This window comes from Paenibacillus donghaensis, assembly GCF_002192415.1.
Classification (GTDB): Bacteria; Bacillota; Bacilli; order Paenibacillales; family Paenibacillaceae; genus Paenibacillus_AQ; species Paenibacillus_AQ donghaensis.
Genome location: NZ_CP021780.1, coordinates 8,482,920 through 8,500,814 on the forward strand (window position 1 = coordinate 8,482,920; position 17,895 = coordinate 8,500,814).

Here is a 17,895-nt window from a genome sequence, read left to right on the forward strand (position 1 = left end):
AGCTCGATGATAAAATAATATAACGAATCTTGGCTGAATATTTATTAAGATTTTCATCTGAAAATATTTCCTGAAATATAAGATTGTATAAGTAGTATTATATACTTTAGCCTTATATTCTTGCTCCAATGGACATTGCCTCAGCTTGAAGGGTTTAGCCGTTTCTTACTTCAGATAACGTCTACTTTATAATAGAAAGGTTGCATATGATGAGACACACTGAACTGCCCGGCAAACAGGGCCTGTATGATCCCCAGTTCGAAAAAGATGCTTGCGGCATGGGCTTCGTAGCCCATATCAAAGGCAAGCCGTCCCATGATATTGTTAGCAATGCTTTGACCATGCTGTTTAATATGGAGCACCGCGGAGGCCAGGGGGCCGAACCTAACTCGGGTGACGGCGCGGGTATTATGCTGCAGATTCCACACCGTTTTTTTGCCGGCGAAGCGCAGAAGCTTGGCTTTGAGCTTCCGGAGCAGGGACAGTATGGTGTGGGTATGATCTTTTTGTCTCAGAACGAAGAAATCCGCAGCCGCCATGAAGCTCTGCTGAGCGATATTATCGCTGAAGAAGGCCAGGAAGTGATCGGCTACCGCGATGTGCCTACCTACGATGAGATGCTGGGCAAGACGGCCAAAGCGGCCAAGCCTAATGTCCGCCAGGTGTTCATCGGCCGCAGCGCAGGAATTACAGACGATCTGTCCTTTGAACGCAAGCTGTATGTTATCCGCAGACGCGCGGAGCTGGCTATCCGCTACGGCGGTGTGGAAGAAGGCGAATCCTTCTATATGCCAAGCATGTCATGTCTCAAGATTGTTTACAAGGGCATGCTGACCACAGAGCAGGTGGGCCAGTTCTACCTGGATCTGCAGAATGAGGAGCTGGAATCGGCAATTGCACTGGTCCACTCCCGTTTCAGCACCAACACCTTCCCAAGCTGGGAGCGGGCGCATCCGTACCGCTTCATGATCCACAATGGGGAGATCAACACCCTGCGCGGCAACGTCAACTGGATGCATGCCCGCCAGTCGCTGTTCAAGAGTGAAGTGTTCGGGGAATCCCTTAGCCAGATCAAGCCGGTTGTGAATCCTGACGGCTCGGATACAGCGATGTTTGACAATACCTTTGAATTTCTCTATCTCAGCGGACGCTCTTTGCCCCATGTGGCCATGATGATGGTTCCTGAACCTTGGAGCAACCATACAAGCATGGATGCGAAGAAGAGAGACTTCTACGAATATCACAGCACGCTGATGGAGCCTTGGGATGGCCCGGCAGCGATGGGCTTCACCGATGGTATCCAGATCGGTGCCATTCTTGACCGCAACGGCTTGCGTCCGGCGCGTTATTATGTAACCAAAGACGATATGATTATTCTGTCCTCGGAAGCGGGCGTGCTTGATATCCCTGCCGAGAACATTCTATACAAAGACCGGCTGAGACCAGGGCGGATGCTGCTGGTCGATACGAAGGAAGGCCGGATTATTTCCGATGAGGAAGTGAAGGCAGGAATTACTTCTGAACAGCCTTACCGTCAATGGCTGGATGAGCATCTGATCAGCCTGAGCGATCTTCCCGATGCGCCGGAGCTGCCTAATCCGAAGCATGACAACGTGCTGCAGCTGCAGCAATCGTTCGGCTATACCTTCGAGGATCTGCGCAAGGTGCTGGAGCCGATGGCTTCCACCGGCGCTGAAGCGGTGGTATCGATGGGATATGATTCTCCGCTCGCTGTGCTTTCCGACCGTCCGCAGCGTCTTTACAATTATTTCAAACAAATGTTCGCCCAGGTAACCAATCCGCCGATAGATGCCATCCGTGAAGAGCTCGTTACGTCCACGACGACAACGATTGGACCGGAGCGCAATCTGCTGAAGCCGGAACCGGAGAGCTGCCGCCATATCACACTGGAGACGCCGATTCTGTCCAACGAGGAATTCGCGAAGATCCGTCATGTCCGCCGTGCAGGCTTCAAGTCGATGTCCATTCCGATTCTGTTCCCTGCGGAGCTGGGAGCGGAAGGCATGCGCACTGCGCTTGAACGGATGAACGAGGCTGCTGACCGCGTAATGGCCAAGGGACATAATATTCTGATCCTGTCGGACCGCGGTGTGGACCGCGAGAATGCGGCAATTCCGGCACTGCTTGCCGTATCCAGCCTGCATCACCATCTGATCCGCCAGGGAACACGGACGAAGGTCAGCATCCTGCTTGAATCCGGCGAACCGCGTGAAGTGCACCACTATGCCCTGCTGCTTGGCTATGGCGTGAGTGCGGTCAATCCTTATCTGGCCTTCGAAAGCCTGGATGACATGATCGGCCAAGGGCTGCTGCGCGGAATCTCGCATGAGAAGGCGATTAAGAACTATATCAAGGCTGCAACGAAGAGCGTAGTGAAGATCCTGTCCAAGATGGGAATCTCGACCATTCAATCCTATCGGGGCGCGCAAATCTTCGAAGCGGTTGGGCTGAATTCCGAATTCGTGGACCGTTACTTCACCTGGACGCCATCCCGCATCGGCGGTATCGGTCTGGAGGAAGTAGCCGCCGAAGCACTGATCCATCACACCCGTGCCTTCACCGACAAGGACGGCAATGACAAGGTGCTGGATTCCGGCGGTGAATACCAATGGCGCAGTGACGGGGAAGAGCATCTGTTCAACCCGCAGACCATTCACCTGCTGCAGCATTCTGTACGCAGCGGTGATTACAGCCTGTATAAGAAATATGCTGCCCTGGTTCAGGGAGAGAGCAAGAAGCACCAGACCCTCCGTTCCCTGCTGGAATTCAATTCGAAGAATGAGCCGATTCCGCTGGAAGAAGTCGAGTCTGTTGAAGCAATCATGAGACGCTTCAAGACAGGGGCGATGTCCTTTGGTTCAATCAGCAAGGAAGCGCATGAGACGCTGGCGATCGCCATGAACCGGATCGGCGGCAAGAGCAATACCGGTGAAGGCGGAGAAGATCCGGCCCGGTTCATACCGGACAGCAACGGCGATTCCCGCCGCAGTGCGATCAAGCAGGTCGCTTCGGGACGTTTCGGGGTTACTTCGAATTATCTGGTCAACGCAGATGAGATTCAGATCAAGATGGCCCAGGGCGCGAAGCCCGGTGAAGGCGGACAGCTTCCGGGACGCAAGGTGTATCCTTGGGTTGCCGAAGTCCGTGGCTCCACGGCAGGTGTGGGACTGATCTCCCCGCCGCCGCATCATGACATCTATTCTATTGAGGATCTGGCAGAGCTGATCTATGATCTGAAGAATGCCAATCCGCGTGCCAATATTAACGTTAAGCTGGTCTCTGAGGTAGGGGTAGGCACGATCGCAGCCGGTGTTGCCAAAGGGCGTGCCGACATCATTCTGATCAGCGGCTACGACGGCGGAACAGGGGCGTCTCCGATGAACTCCATCCGTCATGCCGGTCTTCCGTGGGAGCTGGGTCTGGCTGAAACCCACCAGACGCTGATGCTGAACAATCTGCGTGACCGCGTCGTGCTGGAAACCGACGGTAAGATGCTGAGCGGCAGAGACCTTGCGGTAGCGATATTGCTTGGTGCCGAAGAATACGGCTTCTCCACAGCTCCGCTTGTAGCTGTAGGCTGCATCATGATGCGGGTATGCCAGATGGATACCTGCCCGGTTGGTGTAGCCACTCAGAATCCGGAGCTGCGCAAGAACTTTACCGGTGATCCGCAGCATGTGGTCAATTTCATGACCTTTGTGGCCCAGGATCTGCGTGAGATCATGGCGAGTCTTGGTTTCCGTACCATTCAGGAGATGGTCGGACGCACGGATTGCCTCGATGCCGTGCATGCTTCCTACCACTGGAAGAAACGTGGCGTGGATCTGTCCAGCCTGCTGCATACGCCGCAGCTGGCAGAAGGGAGCACCCGCTTCCGCAGCAAACGCCAGAATCATGGGCTGGAGGAAACGCTTGACGTTTCCAAACTGCTTGATCTGGCGGCACCTGCTCTGGAGTCGGGAACAGCCGTAGAGGCATCACTGCCGATTACGAACGTGAACCGTGCTGTAGGAACGATCCTTGGCAGTGAGTTGACCCGTAAATACGGAGCGGCAGGCTTGCCTGAAGACACTATCCGCCTTCATTTCACTGGCTCGGCCGGACAGAGTCTCGGAGCGTTCATGCCTAAGGGGATTACGATCACTGTGGATGGCGACTCCAACGATTACGTGGGCAAAGGCCTCTCCGGAGGCAAAATTATCATCAAGCCTTCTCCTAAGGCAACCTTCGCTGCCGAAGAGAATATCATCATCGGCAATACGGCACTTTACGGAGCGACGAGCGGTGAGGCTTACATCAGCGGGATTGCCGGAGAACGTTTTGCAGTCCGCAACTCAGGGGCCAAGGTAGTCGTGGAAGGCGTGGGCGACCATGGCTGTGAATATATGACTGGCGGCCGTGTGGTTGTGCTTGGCGAAACGGGTCGCAACTTCGCGGCAGGGATGTCGGGCGGTATCGCCTACGTCTACGATCCGGACAATTCCTTCGTCAGCCGCTGCAACCTGGAGATGGTGCTGCTGGAGCGTGTGGAGGAAGCGGACGAAACCGAGGAGCTCCGCAGCCTGATTCTCCGTCACACCGAGCTTACCGGAAGTAGTGTCGGACAACGGGTGCTGGATACTTGGGCAGACAGCCTGCCGCGATTCGCACGTGTAATTCCGAAGGACTACAAACGGATGCTGGAGCAGATCCGCAAGGTAGAGCAAACCGGATTAACCGGCGAGGCTGCGCTTATGGCTGCCTTCGAAGCCAATATGCGTGAACTTGCGCGTGTAGGCGGCTAAACGACCTGCTGTTCTGAACGAATAATAATAGTAACGCTTAAGGACTTGACCCTCTCCCGCTTGCGGTATGGCCAGGTCCTTTTGCTTGTATTGTCCGCAACGTTCTGAGCGATGGAGTACGATTGTGGTTAATATTCAGGTATCCGGGATACCTGAAAGACAGGGTGATTTTCGGTAAAAAGGGTAAATGTGCTAAAATATGAAAGATGGAAAGGAAGTGAGAGTATGCCGAATAAGGCAAACCCGCAGGAGCCTGTAGCCCGCTTACAGGGTATCACCAAGAAGATGGGCTCCAAAACATTGGTCAATGATCTGACGCTGGATATTCCGCCAGGTCAAATCTTCGGGTTTCTGGGACCCAACGGTGCAGGCAAAACCACAACTATCCGCATGATGGTCGGTCTGATCTCGATCAGCCGGGGAGACATTCTGATCTGCGGAAGCAGTATTAGAACCCAATTCGAAGAAGCTATTGCCAATGTAGGAGCCATCGTCGAGAATCCAGAAATGTACAAATTTCTTAGCGGCTACCAGAATCTGCGCCAATATGCGCGGATGGTGCCGGGCATCACGAAAGAACGGATGGCCGAGGTAGTGGAACTGGTAGGACTGACAGGAAGAATTAATGACAAGGTGAAGACTTATTCGCTGGGGATGAGGCAGAGACTCGGGGTAGCCCAGGCCTTGCTGCACCGGCCGAAGCTGTTGATTCTGGACGAGCCTACGAACGGCCTGGACCCGCAGGGGATACGCGAGCTGCGTGACTATCTGCGCCGCCTATGCCATGAGGAAGGAACAACCGTATTCGTATCGAGCCATCTGCTCTCCGAGATGGAACTGATGTGTGACAGTGTAGCTATTATTCAGAACGGGCGACTGCTGGATGTGAAGCAGCTCAAAGTGGTGGGAAGCAAGACGATGCCGATGGGCGAGACTTTATTCGAGGTGGATGACCCGCAGGCGGCTTTGTCCGTGATAGGCCGTGGTATCTTTAAGAGCGGCGGCCTGGTTATTGAGGCGGAACGTGAGGAAATTGCCGAGCTGAATGCCAAGCTGGTTGCGGCCGGTCTTAAGGTGTACAGCATTAAGTCACTGTCGCGGTCGCTGGAGGATCAATTCTTTGAGGTTACTGGAGGTGAAGGCATTGGGTAATTTTGTATCGCTCATACATAATGAGAATATCAAAATCTACAGACGTATCCGCACATGGATTATGCTGTTGATTGTGGCCGCTATGAGTACGCTGCTGCCTGTATTGGTATATTTCACAAGTGATGGCGAGAGCACAATCGGATTATGGAGCAATTTCCAGACGACCACCAGCGTGTCCTTCTTTCTGGTCACCATCTTTACCGTAGTGGTTGCTGCGGACTCCGTGGCGGGCGAATTCACCTGGGGAACCGTGAAGCTGCTGTTGATCCGCCCGTGGAGCCGCTCCAAAATCCTGCTCTCGAAATACCTTTCGGTAGTGCTGTTCAGCTTGCTGAGTACAGCCGTATTGATCGCTTTTGGTTTAGGCGCGTCATACCTGTTCTCGTCCTCCACTTCAGGGGGAATCACGGATGCTGCTTCCTGGACTCCGGCTGAATATGCGTTTATGGAGATTCTGTGCCGATATGTGGATCTGTTCGTGACCACGGCGCTTGCCTTTATGGTATCAAGCGTATTTCGTGCCAGCGGGCTGGCGATTGGTCTGTCCATGTTTATTATGTTCGCCAAGGACATCTTCGTGGCCATCTTTAACCCGGACCGGTTTGAGTGGGCGAGATATCTGATCTTCAGTCATATGGATCTGCGCAGCTATTTGCTGACGGATACTGTGGGAGGCTCCACGCTGGGCTTTGCCGTGGGTGTGCTGGCTGCTTATTATGTGTTGTTTCTGGCCGTTGCCTGGATTGTGTTCCGCAAAAGAGACGTAGCTGCCTAATTCCTTAACCGGCTTCCAGCGTGCTCTGCTTGGCGGAGGCCCGTGAATTGGCCTTGTCCGCTATAGAGTTGTCCAGCCCGCCCGCTGTGTCCGGGGCGGGCTGTTCATGCATCTCAATGGAGCCGTTAATCAGGCTGCCCTCGTGAATGGTAAGGCTCTGTGCCTGAATATTACCTTGCAGCTGTCCGGTTTCGGCCATAATCAGCCGCCGCTGTGCCGTTACATCGCCGAACACTTTACCCGCAATGATTACTTCCTCTGCATGAATGCTGGAACGTACGGTTCCTTGCTCGCCTACCGTTACCGTGCCGCTGCACACAATCTCACCGCTGAAGGTCCCCTCAATCCGCAGGTTGGTATCACAATGCACCTTGCCCTCCAATGTTCCCCCATGACCAATCAATGAATCCGTTGGCCTGTAAGCCCCCAGCGATTGTCCTCGCTTCCACATACTGCATTCCTCCTTTTTCTTGATAATGAATATTTAAGGTTTGACGTAAGTTAACGGATTGACTGTCTTGTTGTGCTTGACGACCTGGAAATGAAGATGAGGGCCCGTGCTGCGTCCGGTGCTGCCTAAGAGACCAATCTTCTCTCCCTTCTGGACGGTGTCGCCAGGGGAGACGAGCATGCCGCTTAAATGCATATACCAGGTCTCCAGCCCGTTCGGATGCTTCAGGATAATATACTTGCCGCGTGCTCCCTGCTGGTCGACAGCCGTCACTTCACCTTCCATAGCGGCGTAGACAGGGTCCCCGATGCTGCCGGCAATATCGATCCCAGAGTGAAAAGCGGAGGAACCCTTGAAGGGGTCGGTACGGTAGCCGAAGCTGGAGGTCATTACCTTGGACTTAGTCGGCCAGATGACAGCAGGCAGCAGCCGCTGCTTCTCGGCCTGGATTTTCTTGGCCTCCAGGTTGGCCTTGGCTTCGTTGGCCTCCTTGGCCTCGGTGATAGTAGCGGTAATGCTGTTCATCATCTCGTCCAGCAGTGTGCGTATCTCTGCGAAGTCGTCCTTGGTAACTTGTGCCAGATGCAGCGTTTCCTGCTGGTGAACAGCGATATACTCACCGCCCATCTGATCTGTATCCACACTGCCCGAGGCTGAAGTTCCGCTGGCTGCCGAATCGCCCGAAACCTCCCCCTTGCTGGTGTCAATCAGCGTCTGGAGCTGCTGTTCCAGCTCGCTGACACTTCGAAGCTTGTCTTTGATCGTTTCGGCCTCTTCCGACAGATCGGTAACCTGACTGCGCAGCTGCAGCAGATCCTGATCCTTGTCTGCGACCTTCATTTCCATCTTCAGATTGGTAAGGGTAAGTGCAGCGGCCTCCGCTTCCAGCTGCGATATCGACTGCGAGGCATGAAAATGCATGGACGTGACCAGACTGGAGAGAGAAAGAACGGCTACGGCCGGCAGGGCCAAAGCGAGCGGCTTGGATAGCTGAAGCTGTCTGACCGGACGCCCGGCTTCCCTGACGACGAGCAGTGTGATCCGGTTATGATCGGTTTGACTCTTCATGGCTTCTCCTTCCTGCGGCTTCTGCAGCCGCCTCTGTGATACTTGGACTATCAAGTCCTCCGAATCAGGCTAATCACGGGGGGTCTTACTACTCTATGTATTCGGTCTCTTTCAGGAACATGACAACGTTTGTTTGAATAAAGAAAGAGAGTTACGGCAAAACCTGTATCTAGGCGATGCGGGAGGTTTCTATTTCTTAGGAGGTGGTGGAGTGAAGGTGGTTGCAATTCTACTTATTCTGATGTTCATTCAGTTCGCCATAATTATATGTTGTGAGTTCCGCCGTCCGCAAAGAGCGGTAGCCTGGCTATCCATCACCCTATGCTGTCCTCCGCTGGGTCTGGTGTTCTATTACTTTCTGGGGCGTGATTACAGGCACGGCCGCTTAGTAGACAGGAGATGCCAGACGTTGTTTCGGGAGATCGATATGCATGTCTTGAACCGTAGCCGGATTGTAAAAGTGTCTGCGGATACCGGAAACCCACAGTTCGAGCAGAACGTGGGGCTGCTGACGCTGCTGGGCAGACTTGCCGAAAGCCCGGTTACGGGGCATAATCGCAGCCAGCTGCTCAGCAGTGCTGAAGAGGCGTATGAAGAAATGCTGAAGGTGATGGAAGCTGCCCAAGAGCATATTCATCTGGAATTTTATATTTTCCGTGACGATGAGATTGGAGAACAATTTCAGGACCTGATGATACGCAAAGCGCGCCAGGGTGTTAAGGTGCGTCTGCTCTGCGACGGTCTGGGCAGCCGCGGAACGATGAGCCGCCGGTTTATCCACACCTTGCGTCAGGCGGGGGTTGAGCTGCATTTTTTCCTTCCCCCGCTTAGTTCGCTGCTGGACCGCCGCTTTAACTACCGTAATCACCGCAAAATCCTGGTGGTTGACGGCCTGATCGGCTTCACCGGCGGGATGAATATCGGAGATGATTATTTGGGCAAGGACCCCAAAATGGGCTTTTGGCGCGATACGCATGTGCGGCTGGAAGGGGACGCCGTATATTATCTGCAATTTACTTTCCTGAAGGACTGGAGACTGGCCACTGGAGAGGGTATGAGCCACCCGCGTCTGTTCCCGAAGCATACATGCACAGCACTTGAAGCCGTACAGATTGTCAAGAGCGGTCCGGATGGCGATCTGGATGCATCGCAGGAGATGTATTTTGCCGCTCTGTGCGCCGCCAGGCAGCGGATATGGATTACTACGCCGTATTTCATTCCGGATTCCAGCATCTGTCGGGCGCTCAAGAGCGCTGTGCTCCGGGGGGTGGATGTAAAAATCATTGTCCCTGCCATCCCCGACCACAAGCTGGTCCATTATGCTTCCCATGCCTATATGGACAACCTGCAGGATGCGGGTGTGAAGTTCTACAAATATACCAAGGGATTCATGCATGCCAAAGTAATGATAGCCGACGGCCTGCTGGCTTCGGTGGGCAGTGCCAATCTGGATATGCGCAGCTTCTATTCCAACTTCGAGCTGTCGGCAGTTCTGCTGGAGCCGGGCAAAGTGGAGCAGCTGGCTGCCGGATTCCAGCAGGACCTGAAGCACTGTGAATATATTGACCCTTACCGGTTCAGGGAGAGAGGAAGGGGTGTCAAGCTCCTGGAAGGGCTCTGTCAGCTGTTGTCACCGCTCTTATGATAGAAAAGGTGACAAAAGCTGAACTTTTCGAACGAACGTAGCCAATCGGCTCCTTATTTAAGCCGTTTTTATGATATAATAAAGTGAATAAGCAGAAATGTCAGTAAGTATAGCGTGCAAGTATACTTCCGTATATTTCAAATTACACTGTTATTATAGGGGGAGTTCTATGACTGTAAGTCAACAAATATTTACCAAGGAAGAACAGCACAAGCCGCAGAAATCCGGAGCTATCAGAACCGCAAAGCTGGCGCAGCGGGTTATCATGATCATTATAGGATCAGCCATGATGTCAGTCGCTCTGGAGATATTCTTGGTACCCAACAGCCTGATTGACGGCGGGATTACCGGTATTTCCATTATGCTTTCCCATCTTTTTGACATCCCCCTGGGAATATTGCTAACACTGCTCAACCTGCCGTTCCTGGTAATTGGCTACAAGCAGATTGGCAAGACCTTTGCTTTGTCCACTCTTTTTGCAGTCGTGCTGATGTCGATCGGAACCTATCTGCTGCATCCTGTGAATCCGATTACTGTTGAACCGCTGCTGGCCGCCGTCTTTGGAGGGGTAATCCTGGGCGTGGGAGTCGGGCTGGTGGTACGGTATGGCGGATCGCTGGACGGGACTGAGATCGTAGCGATTCTGGTCAGCAAGAAACTTCCGTTCTCCGTAGGCGAAGTAGTCATGTTCTTCAACCTGTTTATTCTATCCGGCGCGGGCTTTGTATTCGGCTGGAACAATGCCATGTTCTCATTGATTGCCTATTATATTGCCTTTAAGTTGATTGATGTTACGCTGGAAGGTCTGGATCAATCGAAATCGGTTTGGATCATCAGCGATAAATTCCGTGATATCGGAGAAGCTCTGACGGAACGCCTCGGGCGCGGCGTCACTTATCTGGACGGAGAAGGCGGGTTCTCCGGTGACGAAAAGAAGGTTATCTTCGTTGTCATTACGCGGCTGGAGGAAGCCAAGCTCAAAACGATTGTGGAGGATTGGGACTCTGATGCCTTCGTGGCCATCGGCAATATCCATGATGTCAAGGGCGGACGCTTCAAGAAGAAATCCATCCATTAGCACGGCCCTGAGCTACTAGTGCCCCTAACTGAAAGAAGGTATATTTACGAACGATCGAGCATTAAATACGGTTGAGGATGCCGTATTTCCCTATATAGTACCTTCTGTCCCGAACCAGGACGTCCAATAAGCCCGCAGCGGAATTCATGCTGCGGGCTTATTGCTGCGCTATGGCAAGCGGGCAATGACATCCTCTACAGGCTGGGGAGGCAGCTTCCCGATCAGCTCGCCCACCGAACGCAGCCGTTCTTCGATGTTCAGCAGGTGGAAATCCAGCGGGGAGACATTCCGCTCCACTTCCTCCCACAGCAGCGGTGTGGAGACCGTGGCCAGCGGCCGGGCGCGGGGAGTATACGGCGCGGCCAGGGTTTTGCCTCCGTAATGCTGCAGATAATCGAAATAGATTTTGTCGCCGCGGTTTTTTTTGAGCCGCTCCAGGGTGAACAGGCCGGGATGTTTCTCTGCCACGAACCGGCCGACGAAATGGCCGATCCGGCGCAGCCCCTCGAAGGTGACTCCGGGGCTGACGGGAACGATGATCTGGACGCCCGTTGCGCCCGAGGTCTTGGGAACGGACTGGAGGCCAAGCGATTTCAGGACCCCGCCAACGATGGCGGCAGCCTCCATAATCCGCGGCTCCACGTCCATGGAGGGGTCCAGGTCAATCATCCATTCGCAAGGCAGACTGCTGCCGGCATAATGCAGGGAGGGATGGAACTCCAGCGCGGCCAGGTTGCCCAACCAGAGCAGCTCCGGCAGCTCCTGCAGCAGGATATAGGTAATATTGTCCTGACTGGCGGTCCGCACGAATGGAGGGAGCGGCTCTGGCGCATTCTTCTGATAGAACGACATCCCCCCCACCCCGTGAGGATAGCGGATCACTGTCAGCAGCCGGTCCCGGCAATAGGGCAACAGATAAGGAGAGAGCGCGGCCAGCTTCTGCAGATAGATCCGTTTGGTAATTCCGCACTCCGGCCAGAGCAGCTTCTCGGGATTGGTTACAGCAATTTCATGGCCGTCCACGGTGATTGAACCTTTGATCGTTGCCGGCATAACAGTCCTCCTTCCTTAAGTGGGTGGGACAATAATACGGGATACTAGCTCCTCTGCTCCAAGCGGCAAGACGACGGAGGGAGATCGACCCTCGCTTGAATGACCGGCTGGCGCAGCGTACCGGAGGCATTCCATTCCAGGTAATGAATCTTGAACACTAGCAGCGGCTTCACCCAGAAGGCTCCCTTGGCCCGCTGCGGTATGGTGGCAAAGGGCATTTGGTCTTCTGCAAGCTGCAGCACCTGTGCAGTCAGTTCTCTCCAGTCCGCTGCCGTCAGTCTACCGGAGCCGGCATGGCCGATGTAATGCAGCTGCCCGTCCCCGCCGTACAGGCCCAGCAGCAGCGCATTTACAATTCCGTCCCGGAAGGTGACGCCTCCGGCAACGGCGGTAAGGTCAGAGATCAGCTTGCACTTCTGCCAGCGCTTGTCTTTGCCGCCAAGCGCATAGGTACTGCCGATATCCTTGATTACGATTCCTTCCAGCTTCGCTTTGACGGCAGCGGCGTACAACTGGGCAGGGTCAGTGTAGCTCGGCACACCCTGAACATGGGGATGAGGCAGCAGCCGTTCGTTCAGCTGCTGCTGCCGCTGCGATAACGGCAGACCCGTCAGCCACTCTCCATCACAATAGAGCAAGTCAAATATCATGTAGATTACCGGAACTTGCGGAATCACCGCTTCGATGGCGCTGCTGCTCCTCAGGCTGTCGCGCCGCATCACCTCATGGAAGGAGGGCTTGCCCTCCTTCAAGGCAATGATCTCCCCGTCCAGGATGGCGGAGCCAGCCCGGAAGTAGCTGGACTGCACAGCAAGCTCCGGATACTGTGAGGTGCGGCGGTTGCCGCGCCGGTTGATCAGTTCTGTGGAATCGCCGTCACAGTAGGACAGCATGCGGACGCCGTCCCACTTGATCTGGGCAATCCACTGGTTGCCTTCCGGCAGCCGTGCCGCCAATATAGGCTCGAAAGGCGTGATCGGCTGCAGCTTCATGGGCATAACCTAAGCCCCGGTTTCTTTGGTGCGGGTGCTGCGGCGTTTGGGCTTGGGCGCAATCACTGGGATCGGTCCCGTGCCTTCGCCTGCAGGGGGCGCCGAAGCGGCAGGCGCTGCTTTGGTTTTGGGTTTGGCTGTTTTTTTGGCGGCTGCACCCGCAGCTTTGTTCTTGGCGCCGACGGCCGGAGCGGTTCCGGGGTCGGTGGGGATATGCTGGACTGCCTCAATACTGGCCTGCAGCGCGGCCATCAGATCAATCACATTGCTCTCCTGGCGCGCAGGCGCAATATGGAATTCCTTCCCGGATACCTTATGGGAGATCAGATCCTGCATCCGCTGGCGATAATCGTCGGTATATTTGGCTGGTTCAAACGGTGTGGACAGCTGGGAGATCAGCAGCTTGGCCATATCCAGCTCCTTGTCGTTCACTATGCCCGGCTCGGGCAGTCCGGGTACCTGGGACACCGGCCGCACCTCATCAGGGTAGAATATCGTTTCGATTGCCAGGCAATCCTCCAATACCCGGATGGCGGCAAGGCTGCTTTTGGAGCGGATTGAGATTTTGGCAATGCCGATCTTGCCGCTCTGGCGCATCGCTTCCATCAGCAGCCGGTAGGCATTGGTCCCGGCCTGATCGGGCGACAGGTAATAGGTCTTCTGGAAATAGATCGGATCAATCTCGGTCAGATCAACGAAATCGAGAATCGTGATACTTTTGCTGCTCTCCTCGGTCAGCTGGTCCAGCTCTTCCTTGTCAAACAGCACGAATTTGCCTTTTTCATATTCGTAACCTTTGCCGATTTCCTCCCAGGCCACTTCCTTGTCGCATACGGGACATTTACGCACATAAGACAACGGACTGCCACACTCCTTGTGAATGTAACGCAGGGAAATATCCTTATCCTCGGTGGCGGAGAACATTTTGACCGGAACATGGACCAGACCGAAGCTGATCGCGCCTTTCCAAACCGTGTGCATGAGAAACACCTCCTGAATAGAATGATGGCTGTTTCCGGTTAGTATGAGGCGCGGAGCCTATTTCTAAACAGATACATTATTGGAGACTGCATTGGGAAAAATAAACCTTGGCAAGCAGCCAACTAAACCGGATATAGGGTGACAACAGCACAGCAGCGGAGGCGAGTGATGGGTAAGCGGATGAACGGCTGGGTTGACACGCTCAGTGAACAGGATATTCCCGCTCTGGCGGTGGATTGGGAGCGCATTGTAGCTGTAGACGATGACCCGGATGAAAGCGATGCGGATGCCAAAAGACTGGATGCGGACGCTACCATCGGTGACCTGTCGGAACCGGAAGAGGACAATGACGAAGAGTATTAAGCCGTATTGAAGGAGGCGAAAGAGAAGAATGGATGTCAAACGGGCCAAGGATATATACAGCTCCAAAGAGATGTTTTCGGTTCATTTGGATGGAGAGTCGGTATGGATTGAGCATGTAGACGAGCAGAACGGCATGGCTACGGTACAGGTAGGCTCCAGTCCGGGCAACACGCGTACCGTCGGGGTAGACCGGCTGGAGGAGCAAGGATACTAGAGAATGGTTTCCGCTTAGCGGGGAATGACCGGAATACCCTCCCACGCGCCTTTGGCGCTTGAGGGGGTATTCCGTGTGCGGACAGTTGTTGCGGTAGAAGTGTCATACCGATATAATTAGAACTAATGTAAACAAGCTAGGATATCTTCAAAAGGTGGGAACTGCAGTTGAATAATAACGTGGAAACGGTGTTTACTTACCATTCAAGCAGCCTGACCGCCACACAGCTGCTGGCAGCCGAGATTGCCTCCGCCGCTAAGGCAGGTATGGTGATCGGATTGGACGGTGATCTTGGTGCTGGCAAAACGGCGTTCTCGCAGGGCTTCGCCCGCCGCTTGGGCGTCAAGGGCATCGTAAATAGTCCTACTTTTACCATTATCAAAGAGTATCAAGGGGTACTGCCGCTATATCATATGGATGTATACCGGATCTCGCTTCAGGAAGCGGACGAGCTTGGACTGGATGAATATTTCTACGGGCAGGGTGTATGCCTGGTGGAATGGAGCCAGCTGATACAAGAGCTGATGCCGCAGCAGCAGCTGCATATCTATATCGAGAATGCCGGACCGGACGAGCGGATCATTACGGTTACCGGAATCGGGGAGCCTTACGGTGAACTGTGCCGTGGGCTGATCCAGAAGTGGGGTTAAGACACATGATTAATGAGAATAACGGGCCGCGTAAGCGGCTTTTGGCGCTTGACACCTCTACAGCGGTGCTTGGGGTTGCCGTAACCGAGGAAGGCAGGCTGCTGCATGAGATTAATGCTTCCGGGGAGCGGAATCATTCCGTGCATCTGCTGCCGATTATTGAGCAGGCCCTGCAGGCATCGGGTACCACCGCCGCGATGTTAGGCGGAATATCTGTAGGTGTGGGCCCCGGCTCCTATACGGGGACCCGCATTGCCGTGACCGCGGCCAAGACACTGGCCTGGGCGTGGGAGGTTCCGGTTGCAGGCGTATCCAGCCTGCAGGCACTGGCCTGGGGCGGCCTGGTGGCTGGCCGCCGGGGGGAAGCAGCGGAGAAGGACGGCCGGGGGCCGGACTGGGTCATTCCGCTGCTGGATGCGCGCCGGGGACAGGTGTACACGGCGCTGTTTGTGGCGGACGGCGCGGGGGCGCCGCGCCGTCAGGAAGCGGACGCCATCCGGCTGATGGCGGACTGGGTGCAGCAGCTGGCAGCGCTGCTGGAGCAGGCGGAAGCGGCAGGCGTTGCGCCGGGCACGCTGTGGTTCGTGGGCGAAACCGCGCAGCATGGCAGCGCGGAGGTGCTGCAGCCGCTGGCGGGGGTCAGCCACCGCACGGTGCCTTATGAGCTTGAAGGCCGCTGGACCGGATTTCTCGGGGAGAAGAGACTGGCGGCAGGGGAGCAGGACGAGGTACACCGTCTGATCCCCAACTATACGCAGCTTTCGGAAGCGGAAGCCAATCTGCGGCGAAGCGCCGAAGGGGGCAGTAAACCATCATGAATGGCGCACAGCCAAGACAGGACCTGAATGCGGAGCTGGTGTTCCGGGCTATGAAGCTGGAGGACATTCCCGACATTCTGATTATTGAGCGCGAAGCCTTCACCATGCCTTGGACGGAGGAGGCTTTCCGCAATGAGCTGACCCACAACCATTTTGCCAAATATATGGTGATGGAGCTGGAAGGCCGGATTATCGGCTATGCCGGAATGTGGGCGATTGTGGATGAAGCGCATGTGACCAACATTGCTCTGCTGGAAGCTTACCGGGGACGTAAATGGGGCGAACGGCTGCTGGACGAGCTGATGAAGACGGCTGCTTTTGTCGGCATGATCTCTATTACGCTGGAAGTACGGGTATCCAATGAAGTTGCCCAGAACCTCTACCGCAAAAAAGGCTTCCGCTCGGCCGGCACCCGCAAAGGCTATTATTCGGACAACCGTGAGGATGCGCTGATTATGTGGGCCGATCTGCCGTCATACGGCGAGCAAGGGTTAAGGGAAGGAAGCGTGGACTCCAGATGAAGACAGAAATGGCTGAAGTTCAGCCTGTACTGATATTGGCAATTGAAACAAGCTGTGACGAGACCTCGGTAGCTGTGGTTAAGGACGGCTGTGAGGTTCTTTCGAATATTATCTCCAGCCAGATTGAGACGCACCGCGCCTTCGGAGGGGTAGTGCCTGAAGTGGCCTCGCGCAAGCATGTGGAGGTGATGACCCTGGTTATCGAGCAGGCGCTGGCTGAGGCTGGTGTTCACCCGCAGCAGCTAACTGCGGTAGCTGTTACCCAGGGGCCGGGGTTGGTCGGCGCTCTGCTGGTTGGTGTGGTGGCGGCCAAAAGCCTGGCGCTTGCCTGGAACAAGCCGCTGATCGGTACCCATCATATCGCTGGTCATATTTATGCCAACCGGCTGGTGGCGGAGCTGAAATACCCGAACATGACGCTGGTGGTATCGGGCGGACATACGGAGCTGGTCAGCATGGAGCAGGAGGGTGTGTTCCGGATCATCGGCCGGACACGCGACGACGCCGTAGGCGAAGCCTATGACAAGGTGGCGCGGTCCCTGGGCTTCCCTTATCCCGGCGGGCCGCACGTCGACCGCTTGGCCCGGGAGGCTGCGGAGGCGGTGGCGCTTCCGCGGGTCTGGCTGGAGCCGGGCTCTTATGATTTCAGCTTCAGCGGATTGAAATCCGCCGTGCTGAATGTAGTGAATCAGAGCAAAATGAAGGGACTGGAGCCTAACGTTGCGGGCATCGCACGTGGCTTCCAGGAGTCCGTCGTTGAGGTGCTGGTGGAGAAGGCGATCCGCGCCGTGCGCTCCACCGGCTCGCGCCAGCTGCTGCTGTGCGGCGGTGTTGCCGCCAATGGCGGCCTGCGTGCAGCCCTGATCTCCCGCTGCGAGGCGGAGAAGATCGAGCTGATCATTCCGCCGCCGGTCTATTGTACCGACAATGCGGCGATGATTGGTGCGGCCGCCTACGTGAAGTGGCAGCATAGCGGCGGCACGCCGCTGGACATGGTTGCTGACCCCGGCTTCTCGCTTGAAGAGTGGTCCGTGCCTGTCGCAAGCATAGAGTAACCAGCAATCATCCAAGAGCATCCCGTCAGCAACTGTTGCTGACAGGGTGCTCTTTCTGGTATCCGGACACGCAGGATGCATATAGTTGTACTGTCCGTTTGTAGATAGCCTTCTCAACTAATGCTGCAATTCATCAAAGCGCAGCAGATAGGAAGGGATTTACAAATATAGCGGGTGAATCCTCATATTTCCGCTTAGGGGTGAGTTTTTTGGCGTTTGACGCTTGGATTTTGAGGGGCTGCGTCTTTTGTCAAGATGTGGACAACGTTATCCA

The 17,895-nt window shown here is 55.0% G+C and carries 16 protein-coding genes; 11 read left to right on the plus strand and 5 right to left on the minus strand.

The window, feature by feature from the left end; translation table 11 throughout:
- Positions 1-209: 209 nt before the first annotated feature.
- The 3 genes from gltB (at position 210) to B9T62_RS38255 (ending at position 6,732) form a co-directional block, all read left to right on the plus strand.
- On the plus strand, positions 210-4,805 hold the full coding sequence (gltB, locus tag B9T62_RS38245) for a glutamate synthase large subunit (protein WP_087920588.1): 4,596 nt from the start codon (positions 210-212) through the stop codon (positions 4,803-4,805).
- Positions 4,806-5,030: 225 nt separating this feature from the next.
- Positions 5,031-5,957, plus strand: a complete 927-nt coding sequence (locus B9T62_RS38250) for an ABC transporter ATP-binding protein (protein ID WP_087920023.1) — start codon at positions 5,031-5,033, stop codon at positions 5,955-5,957.
- The gene (locus tag B9T62_RS38255; protein WP_087920024.1) at positions 5,950-6,732 is read left to right on the plus strand and encodes an ABC transporter permease; all 783 of its coding nucleotides are present in this window, start codon (positions 5,950-5,952) and stop codon (positions 6,730-6,732) included. Before B9T62_RS38250 ends, B9T62_RS38255 begins: the two co-directional genes overlap by 8 nt.
- 4 nt (positions 6,733-6,736) lie before the next feature.
- Here B9T62_RS38255 and B9T62_RS38260 read toward each other — a convergent pair whose 3' ends face one another.
- Together B9T62_RS38260 and B9T62_RS38265 are read right to left on the minus strand one after the other, a co-directional pair.
- A complete protein-coding gene (locus B9T62_RS38260; RefSeq protein ID WP_087920025.1) occupies positions 6,737-7,183 on the minus strand; it encodes a bactofilin family protein in 447 nt (148 codons plus the stop codon).
- Positions 7,184-7,216: 33 nt separating this feature from the next.
- Positions 7,217-8,251, minus strand: coding sequence for a M23 family metallopeptidase (locus B9T62_RS38265; protein ID WP_087920026.1), 1,035 nt, complete (start codon positions 8,249-8,251; stop codon positions 7,217-7,219).
- 211 nt (positions 8,252-8,462) lie between these two features.
- Here B9T62_RS38265 and cls point away from each other — a divergent pair, with 211 nt between their 5' ends.
- Both cls and B9T62_RS38275 read left to right on the plus strand, forming a co-directional pair.
- The gene (gene cls / locus B9T62_RS38270) at positions 8,463-9,896 is read left to right on the plus strand and encodes a cardiolipin synthase (protein ID WP_087920027.1); all 1,434 of its coding nucleotides are present in this window, start codon (positions 8,463-8,465) and stop codon (positions 9,894-9,896) included.
- A gap of 169 nt (positions 9,897-10,065) precedes the next feature.
- Positions 10,066-10,974 carry a YitT family protein gene (locus B9T62_RS38275; RefSeq protein ID WP_087920028.1) on the plus strand — a complete coding sequence of 303 codons (909 nt, stop codon included), beginning with the start codon at positions 10,066-10,068 and terminating at the stop codon, positions 10,972-10,974.
- A gap of 168 nt (positions 10,975-11,142) precedes the next feature.
- On the opposite strand, the gene ligD is transcribed toward B9T62_RS38275, so the two are convergent.
- The 3 genes from ligD to ku are packed head-to-tail and all read right to left on the minus strand — an operon-like array spanning position 11,143 to position 14,000.
- Positions 11,143-12,027: a non-homologous end-joining DNA ligase gene (gene ligD, locus B9T62_RS38280; RefSeq protein WP_087920029.1), complete on the minus strand. Its 885-nt coding sequence runs from the start codon at positions 12,025-12,027 to the stop codon at positions 11,143-11,145.
- A gap of 44 nt (positions 12,028-12,071) precedes the next feature.
- Positions 12,072-13,025, minus strand: a complete 954-nt coding sequence (locus tag B9T62_RS38285; protein ID WP_342746143.1) for an ATP-dependent DNA ligase — start codon at positions 13,023-13,025, stop codon at positions 12,072-12,074.
- A 3-nt stretch (positions 13,026-13,028) separates the two neighbouring features.
- Positions 13,029-14,000 carry a non-homologous end joining protein Ku gene (gene ku / locus B9T62_RS38290; RefSeq protein ID WP_087920030.1) on the minus strand — a complete coding sequence of 324 codons (972 nt, stop codon included), beginning with the start codon at positions 13,998-14,000 and terminating at the stop codon, positions 13,029-13,031.
- Positions 14,001-14,168: 168 nt separating this feature from the next.
- On the opposite strand from ku, the gene B9T62_RS38295 reads away from it, so the two are divergent.
- The 6 genes from B9T62_RS38295 (at position 14,169) to tsaD (ending at position 17,621) form a co-directional block, all read left to right on the plus strand.
- The gene (locus B9T62_RS38295) at positions 14,169-14,363 is read left to right on the plus strand and encodes a hypothetical protein (RefSeq protein ID WP_087920031.1); all 195 of its coding nucleotides are present in this window, start codon (positions 14,169-14,171) and stop codon (positions 14,361-14,363) included.
- Positions 14,364-14,391: 28 nt separating this feature from the next.
- The gene (locus B9T62_RS38300) at positions 14,392-14,577 is read left to right on the plus strand and encodes an H-type small acid-soluble spore protein (protein WP_087920032.1); all 186 of its coding nucleotides are present in this window, start codon (positions 14,392-14,394) and stop codon (positions 14,575-14,577) included.
- A 167-nt stretch (positions 14,578-14,744) separates the two neighbouring features.
- Positions 14,745-15,227: a tRNA (adenosine(37)-N6)-threonylcarbamoyltransferase complex ATPase subunit type 1 TsaE gene (gene tsaE, locus B9T62_RS38305; RefSeq protein WP_087920033.1), complete on the plus strand. Its 483-nt coding sequence runs from the start codon at positions 14,745-14,747 to the stop codon at positions 15,225-15,227.
- A gap of 5 nt (positions 15,228-15,232) precedes the next feature.
- The gene (gene tsaB, locus B9T62_RS38310) at positions 15,233-16,045 is read left to right on the plus strand and encodes a tRNA (adenosine(37)-N6)-threonylcarbamoyltransferase complex dimerization subunit type 1 TsaB (protein ID WP_087920034.1); all 813 of its coding nucleotides are present in this window, start codon (positions 15,233-15,235) and stop codon (positions 16,043-16,045) included.
- Positions 16,042-16,566: a ribosomal protein S18-alanine N-acetyltransferase gene (rimI, locus tag B9T62_RS38315; protein WP_087920035.1), complete on the plus strand. Its 525-nt coding sequence runs from the start codon at positions 16,042-16,044 to the stop codon at positions 16,564-16,566. Before tsaB ends, rimI begins: the two co-directional genes overlap by 4 nt.
- Positions 16,563-17,621, plus strand: a complete 1,059-nt coding sequence (gene tsaD, locus B9T62_RS38320) for a tRNA (adenosine(37)-N6)-threonylcarbamoyltransferase complex transferase subunit TsaD (RefSeq protein WP_087920036.1) — start codon at positions 16,563-16,565, stop codon at positions 17,619-17,621. Before rimI ends, tsaD begins: the two co-directional genes overlap by 4 nt.
- The last annotated feature ends 274 nt before the right edge of the window (positions 17,622-17,895 follow it).